This window comes from Streptomyces sp. NPDC051738 (assembly GCF_044453205.1).
Lineage (GTDB): Bacteria > Actinomycetota > Actinomycetes > Streptomycetales > Streptomycetaceae > Streptomyces.
The window spans coordinates 728175-749179 of record NZ_JBITCM010000002.1; the positions used below are offsets into that span (position 1 = coordinate 728175).

Annotated in this window: 15 protein-coding genes and 1 rRNA gene; 7 read left to right on the forward strand and 9 right to left on the reverse strand. The window is 69.4% G+C overall.

Annotation, left to right across the window (positions count from 1 at the left end):
- Positions 1-99 precede the first annotated feature (99 nt).
- Positions 100-2949 (reverse strand): preprotein translocase subunit SecA, encoded by a 2850-nt coding sequence (secA, locus tag ACIA8X_RS07840; RefSeq protein WP_393457030.1) that lies wholly within the window; start codon positions 2947-2949, stop codon positions 100-102.
- A 301-nt stretch (positions 2950-3250) separates the two neighbouring features.
- On the opposite strand from secA, the gene ACIA8X_RS07845 reads away from it, so the two are divergent.
- A complete protein-coding gene (locus ACIA8X_RS07845; RefSeq protein ID WP_399457972.1) occupies positions 3251-3847 on the forward strand; it encodes a GNAT family N-acetyltransferase in 597 nt (198 codons plus the stop codon).
- Between the two features lie 553 nt (positions 3848-4400).
- Positions 4401-5597 (forward strand): winged helix-turn-helix domain-containing protein, encoded by a 1197-nt coding sequence (locus ACIA8X_RS07850; protein WP_393457024.1) that lies wholly within the window; start codon positions 4401-4403, stop codon positions 5595-5597.
- Positions 5598-5659: 62 nt separating this feature from the next.
- Here the strand turns inward: ACIA8X_RS07850 and ACIA8X_RS07855 are convergent, their stop codons facing one another.
- The 7 genes from ACIA8X_RS07855 to mtnA all read right to left on the reverse strand — a co-directional run bounded on the left by ACIA8X_RS07855 (position 5660) and on the right by mtnA (position 14837).
- Positions 5660-6406: a response regulator gene (locus ACIA8X_RS07855; RefSeq protein WP_393457021.1), complete on the reverse strand. Its 747-nt coding sequence runs from the start codon at positions 6404-6406 to the stop codon at positions 5660-5662.
- Positions 6407-6608: 202 nt separating this feature from the next.
- On the reverse strand, positions 6609-7301 hold the full coding sequence (gene hpf, locus ACIA8X_RS07860) for a ribosome hibernation-promoting factor, HPF/YfiA family (RefSeq protein WP_393457626.1): 693 nt from the start codon (positions 7299-7301) through the stop codon (positions 6609-6611).
- A gap of 315 nt (positions 7302-7616) precedes the next feature.
- Positions 7617-8660 (reverse strand): ComF family protein, encoded by a 1044-nt coding sequence (locus ACIA8X_RS07865; RefSeq protein ID WP_393457018.1) that lies wholly within the window; start codon positions 8658-8660, stop codon positions 7617-7619.
- A gap of 263 nt (positions 8661-8923) precedes the next feature.
- On the reverse strand, positions 8924-10765 hold the full coding sequence (locus ACIA8X_RS07870) for an LpqB family beta-propeller domain-containing protein (protein WP_393457623.1): 1842 nt from the start codon (positions 10763-10765) through the stop codon (positions 8924-8926).
- Positions 10755-12833: an MtrAB system histidine kinase MtrB gene (gene mtrB / locus ACIA8X_RS07875; protein ID WP_393457015.1), complete on the reverse strand. Its 2079-nt coding sequence runs from the start codon at positions 12831-12833 to the stop codon at positions 10755-10757. Before mtrB ends, ACIA8X_RS07870 begins: the two co-directional genes overlap by 11 nt.
- Position 12834: 1 nt before the next feature.
- Positions 12835-13524 (reverse strand): two-component system response regulator MtrA, encoded by a 690-nt coding sequence (gene mtrA, locus ACIA8X_RS07880; RefSeq protein ID WP_187822996.1) that lies wholly within the window; start codon positions 13522-13524, stop codon positions 12835-12837.
- A 161-nt stretch (positions 13525-13685) separates the two neighbouring features.
- Entirely contained in the window at positions 13686-14837 is a 1152-nt protein-coding gene (gene mtnA, locus ACIA8X_RS07885) for an S-methyl-5-thioribose-1-phosphate isomerase (protein WP_393457012.1), read from the reverse strand.
- Between the two features lie 140 nt (positions 14838-14977).
- Between mtnA and ACIA8X_RS07890 the strand changes: the two genes are divergently transcribed.
- The 5 genes from ACIA8X_RS07890 to ACIA8X_RS07910 are packed head-to-tail and all read left to right on the forward strand — an operon-like array spanning position 14978 to position 20606.
- On the forward strand, positions 14978-16294 hold the full coding sequence (locus ACIA8X_RS07890) for a glycerophosphoryl diester phosphodiesterase membrane domain-containing protein (RefSeq protein ID WP_393457009.1): 1317 nt from the start codon (positions 14978-14980) through the stop codon (positions 16292-16294).
- Between the two features lie 4 nt (positions 16295-16298).
- Positions 16299-17108, forward strand: a complete 810-nt coding sequence (locus tag ACIA8X_RS07895) for a DUF4129 domain-containing protein (protein WP_393457006.1) — start codon at positions 16299-16301, stop codon at positions 17106-17108.
- Positions 17105-18307: a DUF4350 domain-containing protein gene (locus ACIA8X_RS07900; protein WP_393457003.1), complete on the forward strand. Its 1203-nt coding sequence runs from the start codon at positions 17105-17107 to the stop codon at positions 18305-18307. The genes ACIA8X_RS07895 and ACIA8X_RS07900 overlap by 4 nt, the downstream gene beginning before the upstream one ends.
- Positions 18307-19296 carry an AAA family ATPase gene (locus tag ACIA8X_RS07905; protein WP_393457620.1) on the forward strand — a complete coding sequence of 330 codons (990 nt, stop codon included), beginning with the start codon at positions 18307-18309 and terminating at the stop codon, positions 19294-19296. Before ACIA8X_RS07900 ends, ACIA8X_RS07905 begins: the two co-directional genes overlap by 1 nt.
- The gene (locus tag ACIA8X_RS07910) at positions 19296-20606 is read left to right on the forward strand and encodes a DUF58 domain-containing protein (RefSeq protein WP_393457000.1); all 1311 of its coding nucleotides are present in this window, start codon (positions 19296-19298) and stop codon (positions 20604-20606) included. Before ACIA8X_RS07905 ends, ACIA8X_RS07910 begins: the two co-directional genes overlap by 1 nt.
- Before the next feature lie 123 nt (positions 20607-20729).
- Here the strand turns inward: ACIA8X_RS07910 and rrf are convergent.
- Positions 20730-20846 (reverse strand): 5S ribosomal RNA (gene rrf / locus ACIA8X_RS07915).
- Between the last annotated feature and the right edge of the window lie 159 nt (positions 20847-21005).

Consider the following 21005-nt stretch of genomic DNA (forward strand, 5'->3'; position numbering starts at 1 on the left):
AGGAGACCCGGCCCTTCCAGCCACTACGGCGCCCCAGGCACCGCCACTGTCACTGTCCGCTCGACGGCGCCACGTCCTCGCAGCACCGCCTCACCGACGTCACTTCTTACGGCGCCGTCCACCACGCGACTGCTTGCGCCGCTCCGCGCGCGTGAGGCCGTCGGCCTCGGAACGCACCGGCTCTTCGCCGTTCTCGAAGTCGCCCTCGACGATGTCGCCCTCGCCGTCCACCTTGGGCGCGGTGTAGTGCAGCCGGTCCGGGCGGCGCGGGGCCTCGAGGCCCTTGGCGCGGATCTCGGGACGCGCACCCGCCTGCGCCGGCACCGCGTCCTTCTTCTCGAGGTCGGCCACCGGCTTGGTGTCCTCGACCGGGACCTCCTCGACCTGCTGCTCGACCTGGACCTCCAGGTTGAACAGGTAGCCGACGGACTCCTCCTTGATGCCCTCCATCATCGCGGTGAACATGTCGAAGCCCTCGCGCTGGTACTCGACCAGCGGGTCCTTCTGCGCCATCGCGCGCAGGCCGATGCCCTCCTGGAGGTAGTCCATCTCGTAGAGGTGCTCGCGCCACTTGCGGTCCAGGACCGACAGCACGACCCGGCGCTCGAGTTCACGCATGATCTCGGAGCCGAGCTGCGTCTCACGCGCCTCGTACTGCTCGTGGATGTCGTCCTTGATGGACTCCGAGATGAAGTCGGCGGTCAGCCCGGCACGGTCGCCGGCCGCCTCCTCCAGCTCCTCGACGGTGACCTTCACCGGGTAGAGCTGCTTGAAGGCGCCCCACAGCCGGTCGAGGTCCCAGTCCTCCGCGAAGCCCTCGGCGGTCTCCGCGTCGATGTACGCGTCGATCGTGTCGTTCATGAAGTGCTGCACCTGCTCGTGCAGGTCCTCGCCCTCCAGGACGCGGCGCCGCTCGCCGTAGATGACCTCGCGCTGGCGGTTGAGGACCTCGTCGTACTTCAGGACGTTCTTACGGGTCTCGAAGTTCTGCTGCTCGACCTGCGACTGCGCGGACGCGATCGCGCGCGTGACCATCTTGTTCTCGATCGGCACGTCGTCGGGGACATTCGCCATCGACATCACGCGCTCGACCATCTGGGCCTTGAAGAGCCGCATCAGGTCGTCGCCCAGGGACAGATAGAAGCGGGACTCGCCCGGGTCGCCCTGACGGCCGGAACGACCGCGCAGCTGGTTGTCGATACGCCGCGACTCGTGCCGCTCGGTACCGAGGACGTAGAGGCCGCCGAGGTCCTTGACCTCCTCGAACTCCGCCTTGACCGCCTGCTCGGCCCGCTCCAGCGCGGCGGGCAGGGCGTGGGCCCACTCCTCGATGTGCTCCTCGGGGTCGAGGCCGCGCTGGCGCAGCTCGGCCTCGGCGAGGTCCTCGGGGTTGCCGCCGAGCTTGATGTCGGTACCACGGCCGGCCATGTTGGTGGCCACGGTCACGGCGCCCTTGCGGCCGGCCTGGGCGACGATGATCGCCTCCCGGTCGTGCTGCTTGGCGTTCAGCACTTCGTGCTGGACGCCGCGCTTGCTGAGCTGCTGCGAGAGGTACTCGGACTTCTCGACCGACGTCGTACCGACGAGGATCGGCTGGCCCTTCTCGTGCTTCTCGACGATGTCGTCGACGACCGCCTCGAACTTCGCGACCTCGGTGCGGTAGATCAGGTCCGACTGGTCCTTGCGGACCATCGGCTTGTTGGTCGGGATCGGGACGACGCCGAGCTTGTAGATCTGGTGGAACTCAGCGGCCTCGGTCATCGCCGTACCGGTCATGCCGGACAGGCCGGGCTCTTCCTTGCCGTCCTGGTCGTGGCGCTTGTAGAGGCGGAAGAAATTCTGCAGGGTGATCGTGGCGAGCGTCTGGTTCTCGTCCTTGATGTCCACCCCTTCCTTCGCCTCGATCGCCTGGTGCATGCCCTCGTTGTAGCGACGGCCGGCGAGGATACGGCCGGTGTGCTCGTCGACGATCATGACTTCGCCGTCGATGACGACGTAGTCCTTGTCCTTCTTGAACAGTTCCTTGGCCTTGATGGCGTTGTTCAGGTAGCCCACCAGAGGCGTGTTCACCGACTCGTAGAGGTTGTCGATGCCCAGCCAGTCCTCGACCTTGGCGACACCGGCCTCGTGGATGGCGACCGTGCGCTTCTTCTCGTCGACGTCGTAGTCGCCGGTCTCCTCCAGGCCCTTGAGCGGGTTGCCGGCCTCGCCCTTCTTCAGGCGGATGACCAGCTTGGCGAAGTCGCCGTACCACTTGGTGGCCTGGTCGGCCGGGCCGGAGATGATCAGCGGCGTACGGGCCTCGTCGACGAGGATGGAGTCGACCTCGTCGACGATGGCGAAGTTGTGGCCGCGCTGGACGAGTTCGTCCTTGGACCACGCCATGTTGTCGCGCAGGTAGTCGAAGCCGAACTCGTTGTTCGTGCCGTACGTGATGTCGCACGCGTACTGCTCGCGACGCTGGGCCGGCGTCATGTTGGCGAGGATGCAACCGACTTCCAGACCCAGGAATTTGTGGACGCGGCCCATCATCTCGGAGTCGCGCTCGGCCAGATAGTCGTTGACCGTGATCAGGTGAACGCCCTTGCCGGACAGTGCGTTGAGATAAGCGGGCAGCGTGCCGACGAGGGTCTTGCCCTCACCGGTCTTCATCTCGGCCACATAGCCGAGGTGCAGGGCGGCGCCGCCCATGATCTGCACGTCGTAGTGGCGCTGGCCGAGAGCGCGCTTGGCGGCCTCGCGAACGGTGGCGAAGGCCTCGGGCAGCAGGTCGTCCAGGCTCTCACCGTCAGCGTAGCGCTGCTTGTACTCATCGGTGAGGGCCCGCAGCTCGGCGTCGGAGAGGTCGACGAAGTCCTCTTCGATGGAGTTGACCTGGTCCGCGATGCGGTGCAGCTTGCGCAGGATTTTGCCTTCGCCTGCACGCATGATCTTCGAGAGGACGGACACGGGGGTTGGTCTCCTTGCCGGTCGGGCCTGGGACGGTCGGTTTCCATTTGACTTGTCTGAGCAACGGCCATCGTATGCGAGGACCCCGCCGCGCCGGGAGCCTGCCGGGGACGCCGACGATCCGCTGCTTCAAATCTCCGTCAAAGGGACAACGGCCGGGGGTCGCGGATGGTGCCGCGATCCACCAACGAATTGTGCGAAACGCGATCACACGCTCACACACCGCATGGTTCACGCAGCGCTGGTTCACGCAGCGCATAAAGAATGGCGCGCGCGACGAACCCCCGAGCAGAATCGGCCGATGGAACCCGTCACGCTCACCACGGACCGCCTCCTCATGCGCACGGTCGGCCCACCGGACACCGATGCCGTGTACGAGGCCGTCCAGGACCCCGACATCCTGCGCTGGACCACGATCCCCTCCCCCTACCTGTACGAGCACGCCCACAGCTTCACGCACCAACAGGTCCCGGAGGGCTGGCACAACGGTTCGATGTTCACCTGGGGCCTCTTCCTCCCCGAAGGGGAGGACCTGGTGGGCATGCTCGGCGTCACGATGCGTTCCATGAGCGGGGCCGAGATCGGTTTCTGGGCAGCGAAGGAACACCGCGGCAACGGCTACGTCAGCGAGGCCGTCCTGGCCGCCTCCCGCTGGGCCTTCGTCCACCTGTCGATCGACCGCGTGGAATGGCGCGCGGAGGTCGGCAACCACCCCTCCCGCGCAGTCGCAGAACGCACCGGCTTCACCCTCGAGGGCACCCTCCGCTCCGCCCTCGTCCACCAGGGCGTACGCCGCGACTGCTGGCTGGGTTCCCTACTCCCCTCAGACCTGAGCCTCCCCTCAACAGCGCCGTACTTGCCCGCCCCACCCCAGAGGCCGAGCCCAGCCCAGCCCTAACCCACACCCACCCGAGTGCAGGAAGCCGCCCCGATCCCCCACCACCCGCAGGGGACCTCAATGGACCGACGGCACTGTCTGGAGGTCGGCCCAGGCACTTTCAGCCCGTCCGGCGTTTGAGGCCGAGGCCGCACCATCCCGATCCCCCACCCACCCGCAGGGGCCGTCACGGTGCAGCGAGGGGCGACGTCTCGGCACCGGCCCAGGCACTTTCAGCCCGTCCGGCGTTTGAGGCCGAGGCAGCACCATCCCGATCCCCCACCCACCCGCAGGGGCCGTCATGGTGGAGCGAGGGGCGACTTCTCGGCGCAGGCCCGCGCATTTCAGCCCGTCCGGCGTTTGAGGACGAGGCCCCTTCAGGGCCGAAGCGGGGGTCTGGGGGCGGCAGCCCCCAGAAGCGGGCCGGGGTCGAAGGGGCAGAGCCCCTGGGGGATGGGACGGGTAGGGGCGGCGGGGGCGAGAAAACCCCGACGCCACCCCCAACACCGCACACCCACCCGCAAATCCCCAGCTCACCCCCCACTGTCAGTGCCACCCTCTATCGTCCGATCCCATGACGACCCCGCGCCCCACCACCAACCTCACGGCAGACGAAGCCCGCCGCATCGCCCTGAAAGCCCAGGGCTTCCTAGGCACCCCCAACCGCAGGTCGGGCGTTCGCGGCATACTCCGTCACCTCGGCGCGATCCAGCTCGACACCATCTCCGTCCTGGCCCGCTCCCACGAACTCATCCCGTACGCCCGCCTGGGCGCGGTAGGCCGCAAGACGGTCGAGAACGCGTACTGGACGCCCGCGTCCAAGAGCACACATCCCGCCCCGCACACCTTCGAGTACTGGTCCCACGCCGCCTGCATCCTCCCCGTCGAGGAGTGGCCCCACTTCGCCTTCCGCCGCCGCGCCTACCGCAACCGCCCCCACTGGAGCCACGAACTCCCCGACGGCGCCTACGACCAGGTGATCAAACAGCTCCGCTCCGAGGGCCCCCTCACCGCAACCGAACTGGGCGGCGCGAAGAAAACCAGCGACTGGTGGGACTGGTCGGGCTCGAAGGTCGCCGTCGAACGCGCCCTGATGTACGGCGAGGTGGTCTGCGTGGAGCGCCGCGGCTGGAAGCGCGTCTACGACCTGGCGGAACGCGCCATCCCGGACCCACTGCTGCACGACGAACTGGACGACACCGAGTGCCTACGCCGCCTGGTCCGCCTGGCCGGCCAGTCCCTCGGCGTCGGCACCCGCGCGGACATCGCCGACTACCACCGCCTCAAGGGCGAACAGGTGGACGCGGTGATCGCCGACTCCGGCCTGGTCCCGGTCACGGTGGAAGGCTGGGGCAAGCCGGCCTGGGCCGACCCCGCGGCCCTGGAGACACCCCCGCGCGGCCGCCACCGCACAACGCTCCTGTCCCCCTTCGACTCCCTGATCTGGGAACGAGCACGGACAGAGCGGATCTTCGGCTTCACCCACCGACTGGAGGCCTACGTCCCCAAGCAGAAGCGGGTCTACGGCTACTTCGCGATGCCGGTCCTGGCCGGCGGCCATCTCGTCGGCCGCGTGGACCCGGCCCGCGACGGCCGCACACTGGTGGCCAAGCAGATCACCCTGGACGGCCCGAAGGCGGTCCCCGCCGTCGCCCAGGCACTGGCCGAGGCGGCGGGCTGGGTGGACTGCACGGACGTACGCGTGGAGCGGGTGGACGCACCCGACCTGTGCGAGCCACTCACCAAGGAGCTCACTCGCATCATGGCGTGACCTTCAGCGCGGTCAGGCCGACAGACGACCAAACCGCCGAGACCGCCGAAACCACCGATCGGTCAACGGATCTCGAGGATCTTCTCCCGCATCGCGTACACCACGGCCTCCATCCTGGAGTGCAGCTGCAGCTTCTCCAGGATGTTGCGCACATGGTTCTTCACGGTGTTCTCGGAGATGAACAACTCCTTGGCGATATCGCGATTGTTCATTCCGGTGGCGACGAGCTTGAGGACCTCCAGCTCACGGTCGGTCAGCCGCGGCGCGGGCACCAGCCGGCGCTCGTCCGTCCGCTGGATCATCGACTTGAACTCGGTGAGCAGCTTCGACGCCATGGACGGGCTGATCTGCGACTGCCCGTCGGCCACCGCGCGGATAGCCGTGGCCACCTCGTCCGTGGAGATCTCCTTGAGGAGATAGCCGGTCGCACCGGCCTTGATCGCGTCGTAGAGGTCGGCCTCCTCGTCGCTGATCGTCAACATGATGATCTTCGCGCTGGGAGCCACCTCCTTGATGGAGGTGCAGGCCTCGATCCCACCCCGCTTGGGCATCCGCACATCCATCAGCACGATGTCCGGCAGCAGGTCAGCGGCCTTGTCGACGGCTTCCGCGCCGTCACCTGCCTCCCCCACGACCTGGATGTCCTCCTCGGCAGCGAGGACGATCTCCAGACCACGGCGGAAGAGGGCATGGTCGTCCACGACGAGGACTCTGATCGGCTCCTTGCGTGGAGAGCCCACGTTCGGGCCCATGCCAACGACGTCTCCGTCGGCATCCTCGTCCCGCATCGGTCCGAAGCTGTCCGCCATCGTTTCCTCCCCCTGAAGGCTGTGGCTGGTCCTGTGCCATCGCCAACCCAAGGCAACGGCCCAACGGTTGGGCCGGTGCGGCCATGATTTCATGCCTGTCCGACACTACGGTGACGAGCGGGGCGCGAAGTGGTCGCACACCGGTGCCCCTGGGGGCGCACACGCGCTCCAGGGGCACCGGCTCAGCTGTCAGCCGGATGGGTCAGCCGCCCAGCGTGCCACCTGCCCCGGGAGCCTGCGCCTGGGTGACCATCGGGTCCGTGCTGAGGTGGATGACGCCGTAGTCGTAGGCGTGGCGTCGGTAGACGACACTCGGTTCCTTCGTCTCGGAGTCGACGAACAGGTAGAAGTCGTGTCCGACCAGTTCCATCTCGTAGAGGGCCTGGTCGAGGGTCATCGGGGAGGCGACGTGCGTCTTCTCGCGTACGACGAGGGGGCCTTCGCCCTTCACTTCGAGCGAGCCGATCTTCTTTGTGGGAATGCCGTCCGGTTCTTCCGTCTGGAAGGTGTGGCCGTTCCCGTTGAGCGTCGCCGCGCCCGGAACGTGGTCGGGAACCTCGGCCGCCGTGAGTCGGCGTGCGCCTCGGCGCGAGAAACGCTTGTCGTGCTGCTTGCGCAGCCGGGCATCCAGCTTCTCCGCCGCGAGGTCGAGTGCCGCGTACGGATCGCTGGCCGCTGCCTCCGCCCGGATCACCGGACCGCGGGAGCGGAGCGTGATCTCCACTCGATCACTGCGGTCGGCCTGTCGGGGGTTGGGCTCCTTGGACACCTCGACGTCGAGGCTGATCACCTTGGCATCGAGCCTCTGGATCTTCTCCAGCTTCAGCTTCTCGGCCACGTGCTTGCGGAACCTCTCGGGCACCTCGGTCTTGCGGCCCTTGACGACGATGTCCACGCAGAACTCCGTTCCCGGATCGCTCCGCTCCATCGGCGGAGCATCTCCCTTTTGCACCAGGCTCCGGTGAACCCCGGAACCTCGGACTCGGTGACTTCCACCTCCTCCTCCCCCATGGGCAAGATCTCCACCCCATGGCCGCGAGTCATTGCGTAAAACCCGCGGCACGGCATTCGGATATGACAGGGATGGCCTGCGCCTTTCCCTCACAACCGAACATATCTCGCCTGGACGGATGTCGTCACCCTCTACTGCGGCGTACCTCCGTTCAGGTGAATTGACCCTCTCGTTACCTGCAACGATGCAAGTTCGCAGTCAGTTCCGGTTTATTTCGAAAGAATCCGGTGTCGCAGCGACCACGGCCGCGCAGATCGGGTCACCGACCGGTCCGGCACCCATGATTCCCGCCATCTCACGCGTCCGCCGCACCACGCCCTCCGTAGATCCCGCTCTCCGTTCCCCTGTGCTTTCCCGACTTCCCGCCGTGTACACAGCGGTTGTGCCGTCGCCACACCCACCGAACTCCGCGGTCACCCATCCATACGCGTCCACCCCCTCCAGCGTTCTGCCATATACGCTCCCTCCTTCCGCCAAGGCCGCCCGCACGGCACGCGCCGCCTCCGCCAGGGACGCGCCCGTCGTCATCAGGTCGTCGACGAGCACGACCGGGCCACCGGCGAGCAGCCGGCCGCCACCAGGAGCCACCGTGAGCGCGCCCGCGAGATTGTCCAGCCGCTGCCGGGAGTTGAGCCCCGACTGATCGGCCACCGCACGCCGCTGGCGCAGCACGGCGAGCACCCGCGCCGACGTCCCGTCCCGCCGCAGCTCACCCGCAGCCGCGAGCGCGATCCGCCGCGCCGGATCATGCCCACGCGCCCGCACCGCCCCACGAGCGGACGGCACAGGTACGAGCAGCACAGGCGCACCGGAGTCCCGGAGCCACCCCGCCCCGTCGGCACGTGCCTGAGCACCCTGAGCCCGCACAGTCCCCACGGACGGCGCATCCCGCCCGGCTCGCCAGGGCCACGCGCCCCGCACCGACGCCCCACCGCCTCCCGCACCGGCCTCCCGAAGCCCCGCCCGCACGGCCCCCGCCAGAGCCGTTCCGAGCGGCGCCGCGAGTGCCAGCGCGCCGCGCTCCTTGTGAGCCAGCAGCGCCGCCCGCACCTCGTCCGCGTACCGGGCCGCCGCGTGCACGACCGGCAGCCCGTGCGGCTCCGGCACCGGTCGCACCCGGCTCGGTACGGCCCCGCTCAGGACGGCACGGCACTCCGGGCAGAGCACCGTGCGAGACCTTCCACAGCCTCCGCACTCGCCCGGCAGCACCAGGTCGGTGAGGTCCTGCCACCACCCCCGCATGCCCACCACTGTGCCAACGCCCGGGCCGCCCTACCACCCCTGTGGATAACTCCCTGTGGATAACTCCAGCTCCCCCACAGAGGCGCACTTCCGTCCCTCGTCAGCACCGAATTCCCACGCGACCACATAAGAATCAGGACTCCCACCCCGCAACGAAAAGCGGCCGCTTCCAACCGGAGTCCTCCTCCGGCCGGCAGCGGCCGCCAAGCTCACCGTCCACGAACCTCAACGGCTCGGCCCGGACGATCCGCCCGGACGAAACGTCACCCCGGATAAACCGGCGCGGTCCCGTCCGTCACCACCTTCTGCCACTGCATCCCGGACGGCAGCCGTACGATCCCGTCCTCCGAGTAGCCGACCAGCGGCAGCCGCGCGTCCTCGGACGCGGTGATCTCCTTCACGCCGCTGAGGGCCGCGGGCACCGGACCCTCCGGAGTCGAGCCGTCGACCTGCACATACCGCATCGTCTGGACACCGCCCTTCTCACGCCCGACCACCACGAGCCGGCTGTCCCCGGCCCACGACATGGCGGCGACCTCCTCCAACTCCGGGGTCGGGGAGCGCAGTTCGTGCACCGACACGGCCGCTTGCTTCCCGCCCTTGTCGTCCTCGCCGCGTTCGATCCGCCCGATGAGCAGCGACGACTTGTCGCCCTGCTTCACGACGAGCGCGATCCGCACGCCGTCGGCGGCAACCCGCACGGACTCGATGCGTCCCTCCAGCCCCGGCGGCGTCTTCACCACCAGCGGATCACCCACGCCCTCCTCCAGCAGAAGCAGCCGAGGGTTGTCGGGATCGCGGTCCGCCACCCACAGGTCGCCCTGGGCGTCCCAGCTCGGCGCCGACAACCGCTCGTCCGGCGTCCTGCCGTCGCTGGTCAGCTCGGGCTCCCCGAGCGGGCCGCCCGACACGAGCGCCCCGACGTACAGCTCCTTGCCGTTCTGTGCGACCCCGGCCGCCATGTCCTCATCACGCGACACCGCTACCGACTCGAGCTGCTTCTCGCCCTCCCCGAGGGCACCCGGCACGGGATCGGGACGCGTGTCGTTGCTGGCGGGGGCCAGCCGTACGAGCTGGTGCTTGGCGTCGAGGAAGTACAGGTACTCGGCACGCTCCACCGACCCGCGCATGGCCACATCCTCCGCCCCGCCCTCCGTGAGCGTGCACAGCTGCCGGCCGCCCGCCCGAAGCTCGACCTCGTCAACCGTGGGGGTGACGTTCTGCAACGTGAACAGGAGCTGCGCCGCCATCTCCTTGCACTTGGCCAGCCCGACCCGGGCCGCCTTGTCGTTCAACGGCACAGTCAGGATGTTCTGGTCGTTGGGCGCCAGCGAGGCGTCGTCCTCCTTCAGCGCCGTACCGGTCGGGAAGCTCGACCTGACCACCGGATTGAGCCAGCTCGTGGGCCCCTTGAGCAGCGAGCGCACCATCTCCGTCATGGGATCCACGTTCCTGCGCACATAGACGGGATCGGCGACGGCCGCCGTGTGCGGAGAGGTCCCGAGCGTGGTGTTCGTGGCGAAGTAGTACTTGTCGACGGACATGTAGTTGCGCTGGAAGTCCGACTTGCCCATGACGACACCGCGCGGCGGCACATCGATGCGCCACTGCTTGGTCTTCTTGTCCTGGGTGAGATGCATCGTCTCGCTGTAGTCCCCGCCGGCGGGCGAGTACGACTGCTGCGCGTCAACCCTCGCGACCTTGGTACCGGTCAGCGTGTACGACAGGCTGTCGGTCTCCTCCCGGCCACCTATACGGTCGGATTCGACACCCGGTCCGTCGGCGAGCACCGTCGTGGACAGCAAGGGCTGCCAGTTGTCCGACGCCTCCTTCGTCAGGTACTTGCGCGCTATCTCATAGTCCGGATCATCGCTGGTCAGCGCCTCCAGGAAGCCCGACACGATCTCCGACGACGAGGCGTCCTCGTGCGGCGGCATGGCGAAGACCCGCACCTGCGTGTCCTGGCGCGGCGTGGACTCGACGCTCCGCAGATCGCCGCTGTCGGGCATCGAGGCGCACCCCGCCAGCAGTACTGCGCCACAGGCGGTGTACGCCACCGCGCGCCCCGGCGCGCGCCGGGCGCCCCCCTCGCGGTCAGCGCCCACGAGATGCCTCCCCATGCTTGCTCGACTCCTCGACCTGCCCGACTTCCTCGCTCGGCGGCCCTTCCGCACCAGGCGGATCGTCCTGCCGGCGCGCGCTCGAGGCGGGCCGGGGGACCACACGCGCGCCGTTGCCGGGCAGCGCCGTCGGGTCGGCCTTGGGGGCCGGGGTGCCCAACCGTGACGCGATCGGGTCCCTCGACGGCATCGAGGCCACCTGGTCACCCGTGGGCTGCGCCGGCACCGTCGCGGCCTTCTCACCGCCGCCGGACGGCAGACCGGCATCATCGAGTCCTCGATTGCGGCGCGAGTCCTTGGGCTCCAGGGGTATCGGCGAGCCCCGCAGCGGTTCGTCCGCAGTACGCGGCAGCGTGAGCCGGAACTGCGAACCGCCACCCGGCTCTCCCCACGCCTGCAGCCAGCCACCGTGCAGCCGCGCGTCCTCCAGCGCGATGGACAGCCCCAGACCCGTACCGCCCGTGGTACGCGCGCGTGCCGGGTCGGCCCGCCAGAAGCGGCTGAAGACACGGGTCGCCTCGCCGGGCTTGAGCCCGACGCCGTAGTCACGCACCGCGACCGCGACCGCCCCGCCCGCAGCCGCGAGCTTGACGACGACATCCCTGCCCTCGCCGTGCTCGACAGCGTTGACGACCAGATTGCGCAGCACCCGCTCGACGCGCCGGGCATCGGCCTCGGCGACGATGGGCTGCTGGTCACCGAGGATCCGTATCTGGCTGCCCTTGCGCTCGGCGAGCGGCTCGGCCCCGGTGACGACGCGCCGTACGACCTCCCTGAGGTCGATCGGCTCGGCCTCCAGCGCGGCCGCGCCCGCGTCGAAGCGGCTGATCTCCAGCAGGTCGGCGAGCAGCGACTCGAACCGGTCCAGCTGGTCGGTGAGCAGCTCCGCCGACCGCGCGGTCACCGGATCGAAGTCCTCCCGCGCCTCATGGATGACGTCGGCGGCCATGCGTACGGTCGTCAGCGGCGTCCGCAGCTCGTGCGAGACGTCGGACACGAACCGCCGCTGCATCCGCGACAGGTCCTCCAACTGCTGGATCTTCAGCTGCAGGTTCTGCGCCATCTTGTTGAAGGCCTCACCGAGCCGCGCGATGTCGTCCTCGCCGGTGACCTTCATCCGCTCCTGCAGCCGCCCGGCCGACAGCCGTTCCGCGATCCCAGCCGCCATCCGCACGGGCGTGACGACCTGGCGCACCACGAGCCAGGCGATGGCTCCGAGCAGTACGACGACGAAGAGCCCGGCGGTGGCGAGCGTCCCCTTGACCAGGCTCAGCGACTTCTCCTCCTGGCTGAGCGGGAAGAGGTAGTAGAGCTGGTACGGGTCATCGTTGGGGTCGTTGACCTGCTTGCCGATGACCAGAGCCGGCTGTGAGTCCTTGTGAGCCGTGGGCTGGTAGACGATGCGGGTGTAGCTCTGGAACGCCCCCGTGGCGCCGCTGTCGATCCGATCCCGCAAGTCCTCCGGCACACTCGCGGTCGGGTCCACACCGCCGGAGGCACGCCGCCCGCGCCCACCGGTGTCACTTCCCGCGGAGGCCGGCAGCGTCACCACCTCGAAGGCACCCTGCCCGCCGCTGGAGAGCGAGGAGACAAGGTCGCTCATCCACTGGATGACGTTCTGGTCGGAACGCTCGTCCACCGTCGCACCGTCGTCGGCGGTCCCGGCCGACGCCTCGTCGGACCTCTGTTTGGCCGCCGCGAACCCGCCCGTGGCCTGGCTCTGCGAGGCCTTCACCTTGGCGTCGAGCAGCCCGTTGCGCACCTGCCCGATGACCACGAAGCCCAGTAGCAGAACAACACCCAGCGACATCAGCAGAGTCGTGACGACGACCTTGAGCTGGATGTTGCGCCGCCACAGCCGCATGACCGGCAGCAGCGGCCGACGCACCCAGCGCAGCACGAGCCGAAGGACGGGGCTGCCCTGAACTCCTCCTTGCAGCAGCCCACCCTCGAGGAACCGTCCCCAGCGGGAGCCCGATCCCTTCCGGCCGACAGGCCGCTCCGGACGGGCCCCGGTCCGACCGGGAGCCGTAGCGGCACTGTCCCCGGACATGTCAGCTCGGCCCTGCCTTGTAGCCGACACCACGGACGGTCACCACGATCTCCGGACGCTCCGGATCCTTCTCGACCTTGGAACGCAGTCGCTGCACATGCACGTTGACCAGTCGGGTGTCGGCCGCGTGCCGGTAGCCCCACACCTGCTCGAGGAGCACCTCACGCGTGAACACCTGCCACGGCTTGCGGGCCAGCGCGACCAGCAGGTCGAACTCCAGCGGCGTCAGCGCGATCGACTGCCCGTCCCGCTTCACGGAATGCCCGGCCACGTCGATCACGAGGTCGCCGATGGCCAGCTGCTCCGGTGCCGGCTCCTCCGACCTCCGCAGCCGCGCCCGGATCCGGGCGACAAGCTCCTTCGGCTTGAACGGCTTCACGATGTAGTCGTCGGCACCGGACTCCAGACCGACCACCACATCCACGGTGTCGCTCTTGGCCGTGAGCATCACGATCGGCACCCCGGACTCCGCCCTGATCAGACGGCACACCTCGATACCGTCCCGCCCGGGCAGCATCAGATCGAGCAGCACCAGATCTGGCTTGGTCTCCCGAAAGGCAGCCAGCGCCTTGTCGCCGTCGGCTACGAAAGACGGCTCAAAACCTTCACCACGCAGCACAATGCCGAGCATCTCGGCCAGTGCGGTGTCGTCGTCGACGACAAGGACTCGTCCCTTCATGAATGCCATCATCCCATTCTCATAACAGTGGCGAAGGCAGTGGTGAGATAGGTCACCGGCCAGTGACCTTAGTCGTACGCGGTCGCCACTGTCTGCCCTTGCCGCGATCACGCGGCGTTACCTTTGGGCGGTTTACCCCGCTCTGCCCGCCCAATCGTTTCCGGCCCCCTGCCTCACAAGCTCTGCGTCACCGGCCGCACCCTGGCACACAGCTCCGCCAGCGCCTCAGCCGTCACGGGCGACGCAGCTCCCTCCTCCGTGACGATCGCCGTCACCAACTCGGGCGGCGTCACATCGAACGCCGGGTTGTACGCCTGCGTCCCCAGCGGCGCCACCGGAATCCCTCCACCCGCCTCCGCGCCCGCCACCGGCACCTGAGGCGCCAGGAGCTCGGTCACCTCGAACCCGGCACGCTGCTCGACCTCGATTGACGCCCCGTCCGGGGTTTCCAGATCCACCGTCGTCAGCGGCGCCACCACGATGAACGGCACATGGTGGTACCGCGCGAGCACCGCGAGCGGATAACTGCCCACCTTGTTCGCCACCGAGCCATCGGCCGCGATGCGATCCGCCCCGATCAGCACCGCGTCCACCTCTCCGGCGGCGAACAGCGAACCCGCCGCATTGTCCGTGAGCAAGGTGTACGCCATGCCGCTGCGCGCAGCCTCGTACGCCGTGAGGCGAGCCCCTTGCAGCAACGGCCGTGTCTCGTCCACCCACAACCGCCTGAGCTGCCCGGCCCGGTGCGCCGCGAGCGCCACCGCGAACGCCGTACCCTCCCCGCCCGACACCAGCGCGCCGGTGTTGCAGTGCGTGAGGATGCGATGCCCGCCGCCGGGCAACAGCTCGTCCAGCAGCGCCAGCCCCCGCTCGGCCATGCGCGCGCTGGCCTCGGCGTCCTCCTTGTGCAACGCCCGCGCCGCGCTCAGGGCCGCAGCGGCAGCCTCCTCGACATCCCCACTGCGCGCGAGCTCGGCCCGGTACGCGGACCGGGCCCTGCGCACCCCGACGCCGAGATTCACGGCCGTCGGCCGGGCACCCGCCAGCGACTCCGCGGCGGCGTCCACGTCGAAGCCGCGTGCGGCGGCGAGCGCGACACCGTACGCCCCGGCGATCCCGAGCAGCGGCGCCCCGCGCACGGCGAGCGAACGGATCGCCTCCACCAGCGCGGACGCATCCGTACAGACCAGCTCGACCTCCTCGGCCGGCAGTCTCGTCTGGTCGAGAAGCACCAGAACGGGACCCTCGGGCGGTTCGTCCCATCGGATCGCCGGTGTCCCGGTCGGCCTGCTGTCCTCGCCGGATTGCGCGTACTGATCAGCCATGCGGTCAGTCTGCCCCTTGTCCGGCGGACAATTGAAGGTGTGCAGCCCATACCGCGGCCGGCACTTCGCCAACCACCCCATGGCACGATGGCTGCCAACCTGCCGCCGCGACCGCGGACGGGCACCGTGAAGGAGCGACGATGAAAGACACTCCGGGCTGGGCTTCGCCCGGATCCACCCCGTCCGACGGACAGGAACCCGGCGCGTCCGGCCCCACGGAGCCCGCGGACCGTCCCGACCCCGCACAGCAGCCGGGACCGGACCCACAGGACGCCGGCCCCAAGTGGTCCAAGGAGCAGCCGCCACCCGGCCAGTGGTCCGCCCCGACGGGTCCCCAGGCTCCCGGCCAGACCCCACCGCCCCCACCGCCCGGCCCCGGCTGGGGAGCTCCCCCGCCTGCCGGCCCCGGTGGATACGGCGGCTACGGCGGCCCGGGCGGGTACGGCGGCTGGGGAAGCGGCTGGGGCGGCCCCCCGCCCGCTGCCAAGCCCGGCGTGATCCCGCTGCGTCCACTGGGCGTCGGTGAGATCCTCGACGGCGCGGTCTCCACCATGCGCACCTACTGGCGCACAGTCCTGGGCATCTCGCTGACCGTCGCGATCGTGACGGAGATCCTGGTGATCCTCCTCCAGGGCTTCGTCCTGAACGACCTCACCAGCACCGAGGCGCTCAACGACCCGAGCGCCACCCTCAGCGAGCTGGCGCGCGCCACGCGCGACGCCATGCTCAGCTCCAGCGTGATCTTCCTGATCTCGGTGATCGGCGCGATCATCGCGACCGCCCTGCTGACGACGGTCACCAGCCGCGCGGTACTCGGCAAGTCCGTGACCACCGGCGAAGCCTGGCGCGACGCGCGCCCTCAGGTGCTGCGGCTCTTCGGCCTCCTCTTCCTGCTGCTGCTCATGACCTTCGGCCTGGTGTTCGTGGGTGCCCTCCCCGGCATCCTCGTCGCCGCCTCGGGCTCCGGCGACGGAGGAGCGGCACTCGCTTTGCTGGGCATCCTCGGCGCCGGCATCGTCGCGCTGTGGCTGTGGTTCCGCTTCTCCCTCGCCTCGCCCGCGCTGATGCTGGAGAAGCAGGGCATCGTGAAGGCGCTGAGCCGCTCCGCGAAGCTGGTCCGCGGCTCCTGGTGGCGTGTCTTCGGCATCCAGTTGCTCGCCACGATCATCGCCAACATCGTCGCCGCGATCGTCGTCATCCCGTTCACCTTCCTCGCCGGCGCCCTCAGCGGCGACGGCGCCACCAGCTTCCTCGAAGGCAGCACCGACCTCGGCTGGACGTTCCTCATCGTCAGCGGCGTCGGCTCGGTGATCGGCTCCATGGTCACTTTCCCGATCACGGCCGGCGTCACCGTCCTGCTCTACATCGACCAGCGCATCCGCCGCGAAGCCCTCGACCTCGAACTGGCCCGAGCAGCCGGCGTCCAGGGCTACGGCACCGGAACCCCGGGGAGCTGAACCAGTGAGCCTGGCGGGGGGAGTTCTCACAACGGCGTCAGCACTGCCGGACGTAGCCATACGCGGACTGCTGCGGGCCGGCGACACAGCCGTACCATCGCTGTCTCGCTCCGGCGACACAGCCGTACTGGCACTGCTGGCGCGCTCCGACGACGAGCCGCCACTGACAATCCCACGCGATCCCGCGCGGGAGGCGGCCCGCCGCGAGCTGTCCAAGGGCATGTACCACGAGAACGAACCCAGCTGGTTCCAGCGCGCCCTGGATACCTTCTGGGACTGGGTCGAGGACCTCTTCAACAGCGCCGCGACCGTGACGCCCGGAGGCCCGCTCGGCCTGGTCGTCGTCATCCTGGTCGTCCTCGCGGTCCTCGGCGCCCTGTGGTGGCGCCTCGGCACCCCGCGCCGCGAACCCACCTCCTCAGCCCCCCTGTTCGACGACCGCCCCCGCAGCGCCGCCGACCATCGGGCCGCCGCCGAAGCACACGCCACCCAGGGCCACTGGAACCAGGCCGTCCAAGAACGCATGCGCGCCATCGTCCGCTCCCTCGAGGAGCGCGCCCTTCTCGACGTCCGCCCCGGCCGCACCGCGGACGAGGCCGCCGCCGAAGCAGGCCGCTCGCTGCCCGCCCACACAGACCGACTACGCGCCGCAGCCCGGGACTTCGACGACATCACATACGGCGGACGAACCGCGACCCAGCACTCGTACCAGCGCATCGCCGAACTCGACCACGACCTGGAGAGCACCAAGCCCCAGCTCGCGAGCAGGGCCCCCAGCACGGCCCACAACGCCCGCCAGGGAGCCGCCGAATGACCACCGAGGCCACGCTCCCGTCCACCTCGGCCTCGCCCACCGCACGCCAGGTGTGGACCCGCGCGCGAGGCATCGCCCTCGCCGTCATACTTCTGCTGGTGGCAGCGGTCGTGATCGCCACGATCCGCTCCGACGTCCGGCACGGCACCCTCGACCCACGCGCCGTCGACCCCAAGGGCAGCCGGGCCGTCGCCGAACTCCTCGCCGACCGCGGCGTGGACACACGCGTGGTCACCACCTTGGACGAGGCGCGCGCCGCGGCTGCCGCGGACACCACCCTCCTGGTCGCCGCCCCCGATCTGCTGACGCACCGTCAACAGTCCGGGCTGCGCTCGGCGACAGCAGACTCCGGCGGCCGCACCGTCCTGGTCGCCCCGGGCAGTTGGTCCGTCGAACGGCTCGTCCCCGGGGTCACCGCGGACCCCGCCACCAGCCTCGACTCGGAGCTCTCCCCCGACTGCGCGCTGCCCGCCGCCCAACGCGCGGGCACCGCAGATCTGGGCGGAGTCCGCTACACCACCACCCACCTCGACGCCGACGAGTGCTACCCCAGCGAGCGCCTGGCCACCCTGCTGCGCGTCCCGGAAGCCACCGAGAACAGCGACTCCATCGTCCTCGGCGCGCCCGACATCCTCTACAACGAACACCTCGACGAGCAGGGCAACGCCTCCCTCGCCCTCCAACTCCTCGGCTCCCGCCCCCATCTGGTCTGGTACCTCCCCTCGCTCTCCGACACATCCGCCGCCGCCGCGGACGACGAACGCAGCTTCTTCGACCTGCTCCCCTCGGGCTGGATCTGGGGCACGCTGCAGCTCTTCATCGCCGCAGCCCTGGCCGCCCTCTGGAGGGCACGCCGACTCGGCCCCCTGGTGCCCGAAAAACTCCCCGTGGCGATCCGCGCCTCCGAAACCGTCGAAGGCCGCGCCCGCCTCTACCGCAAGGCCAACGCCCGCGACCGCGCCGCCACCGCTCTTCGCTCCACCACTCGCACCCGCGTCGCCCCCCTGGTAGGTGTCTCCGTCTCCCAGGCGCACGCGCCCGAGGCCCTGCTCCCCGCTCTGTCCACCCACCTCCACAACCACGGAGACGGGCAGACTCTGCACACACTTCTCTTCGGCCCGCCGCCCAGCGACGACACGGCCCTCATCGCTCTAGCAGACCAACTCGACGCCCTCGAAAGAGAGGTACGCCGTCCATGATGGACCCGACCACTGACAACGCCGGGACCACCGGGGACCCGGGCACCGCCCGGGCCTCCCTGGAAGCCCTGCGCGCCGAGATCGCCAAAGCCGTGGTCGGCCAGGACCCCGCAGTAACCGGCCTCGTCGTCGCCCTCCTCTGCCGCGGACACGTTCTCCTAGAAGGAGTCCCTGGGGTCGCCAAAACGTTGCTCGTCCGCGCCCTCGCATCCGCACTCGAACTCGACACCAAGCGCGTCCAGTTCACCCCCGACCTCATGCCGAGCGACGTGACCGGCTCCCTCGTCTACGACACGCGCACCGCCGCGTTCTCCTTCCAGCCCGGCCCGGTCTTCACCAACCTCCTCCTCGCCGACGAGATCAACCGCACCCCGCCGAAGACCCAGTCGTCCCTGCTGGAGGCCATGGAGGAACGCCAGGTCACCGTCGACGGCACGCCCCGCCCACTCCCCGAGCCGTTCCTGGTCGCCGCGACCCAGAACCCGGTGGAGTACGAGGGCACATACCCCCTACCCGAGGCCCAGCTGGACCGTTTCCTCCTCAAGCTCACCATCCCGCTCCCCTCCCGCCAGGACGAGATCGCCGTTCTCACCCGTCACGCCGAGGGCTTCAACCCGCGCGACCTGCGCGCCGCCGGCGTACGCCCGGTAGCGGGCCCCGCAGACCTGGAGGCGGCGCGCGCGGCGGTGGCCAAGACGACGGTCTCCCCTGAGATCACGGCCTACGTGGTCGACATCTGCCGAGCCACCCGCGAGTCGCCGTCCCTGACCTTGGGCGTCTCCCCGCGCGGCGCGACAGCCCTCCTGGCCACCGCCCGCGCATGGGCCTGGCTGACGGGCCGCGACTACGTCATCCCCGACGACGTCAAGGCGCTGGCCCTCCCCGCCCTCCGCCACCGTGTGCAGCTCCGCCCGGAAGCCGAGATGGAAGGCGTCACTGCCGACTCCGTCATCAACGCGATCCTCGCCCACGTCCCCGTCCCCCGCTGATGGCACTCACCGGACGCGCCGCACTCCTCGCGGCCCTGGGCTCCCTCCCCGTAGGCATCTGGGACCCCAGCTGGACGGGCATCCTCGCGGTCAACGCCCCCTTGGTGGCGGCCTGCGCCTGCGACTTCGCCCTGGCCGCACCCGTACGCCGCCTAGGTCTGACCCGCTCCGGCGACACCTCCGTGCGCCTGGGCGAGACGGCCGACGTCACCCTCACGATCACCAACCCGTCCGGCCGCCCACTCCGCGCCCACCTCCGCGACGCCTGGCCGCCCAGCACATGGCAGCCGGGCACAGAGGTGGCAGCCTCCCGCCACCGCACAACGGTCCCCGCCGGCGAACGCCGCCGCATCACGACCCGCCTACGCCCCACCCGCCGCGGTGACCGCCAGGCCGACCGAGTGACCATTCGCTCCTACGGCCCCCTCGGCCTCTTCGCCCGCCAGGGCGCCCACAAGATCCCCTGGACGGTACGCGTCCTGCCCCCCTTCACCAGCCGCAAGCACCTGCCCTCCAAACTGGCCCGCCTGCGGGAACTCGACGGCCGCACCAGCGTTCTCACTCGCGGCGAGGGCACAGAATTCGACAGCCTGCGCGAGTACGTCCCCGGCGACGACACCCGCTCCATCGACTGGCGCGCTACGGCCCGACAATCCACGGTCGCCGTACGCACCTGGCGCCCCGAAAGCGACCGCCACATCCTCCTCGTCCTGGACACCGGCCGCACCTCAGCAGGACGCGTCGGCGACGCCCCACGCCTCGATGCCTCCATGGACGCGGCACTGCTCCTAGCCGCTCTCGCCTCCCGCGCCGGCGACCGCGTGGACCTCCTCGCCTACGACCGCCGCGTACGTGCACTCGTCCAGGGCCGCACAGCAAACGACGTTCTCCCCTCCCTGGTCAACGCGATGGCCACGCTCGAACCCGAGCTGATCGAAACGGACGCCCGAGGCCTTACGGCCACAGCTCTCCGTACGGCGCCCCGCCACTCCCTCATCGTGTTGCTGACCTCCCTCGACACCGCGCCGATCGAGGAAGGCCTGCTCCCCGTCCTGTCCCAGCTCACCAAGCGCCACACAGTTCTGCTGGCATCAGTAGCGGACCCCCACATCGCCCGCATGGCAACCGCACGCGGAAACACAGACTCTGTGTACGAGGCCGCAGCAGCCGCCCAGGCCCAGAGCGAACGCCACCGAACGGCCGAACAACTCCGTCGTCACGGCGTTACGGTCGTCGACGCGACACCGGAGGAACTCGCACCGGCCCTGGCAGACGCCTATCTGGCCCTCAAAACGGCTGGACGTCTGTAATCCCAGGGGGGAGTCTGATTGGTGGGCTCTCCCCTTAAGCCCCTATGCCCCAAACTCTGGACGACCCAGAAATGCAGAAAGCCCCCGAACCGGTATCCCCGGTCGGGGGCTTTCTCAAGATTTGTTCGGCGGCGTCCTACTCTCCCACAGGGTCCCCCCTGCAGTACCATCGGCGCTGTAAGGCTTAGCTTCCGGGTTCGGAATGTAACCGGGCGTTTCCCTCACGCTATAACCACCGAAACACTATGAAACTGTCCAGCCGCACCGTATGTGGCCATACGGGGCTGTTCGTGGTTTCAGAACCAACACAGTGGACGCGAGCAACTGAGGACAAGCCCTCGGCCTATTAGTACCGGTCACCTCCACACCTCACGGTGCTTCCAGATCCGGCCTATCAAC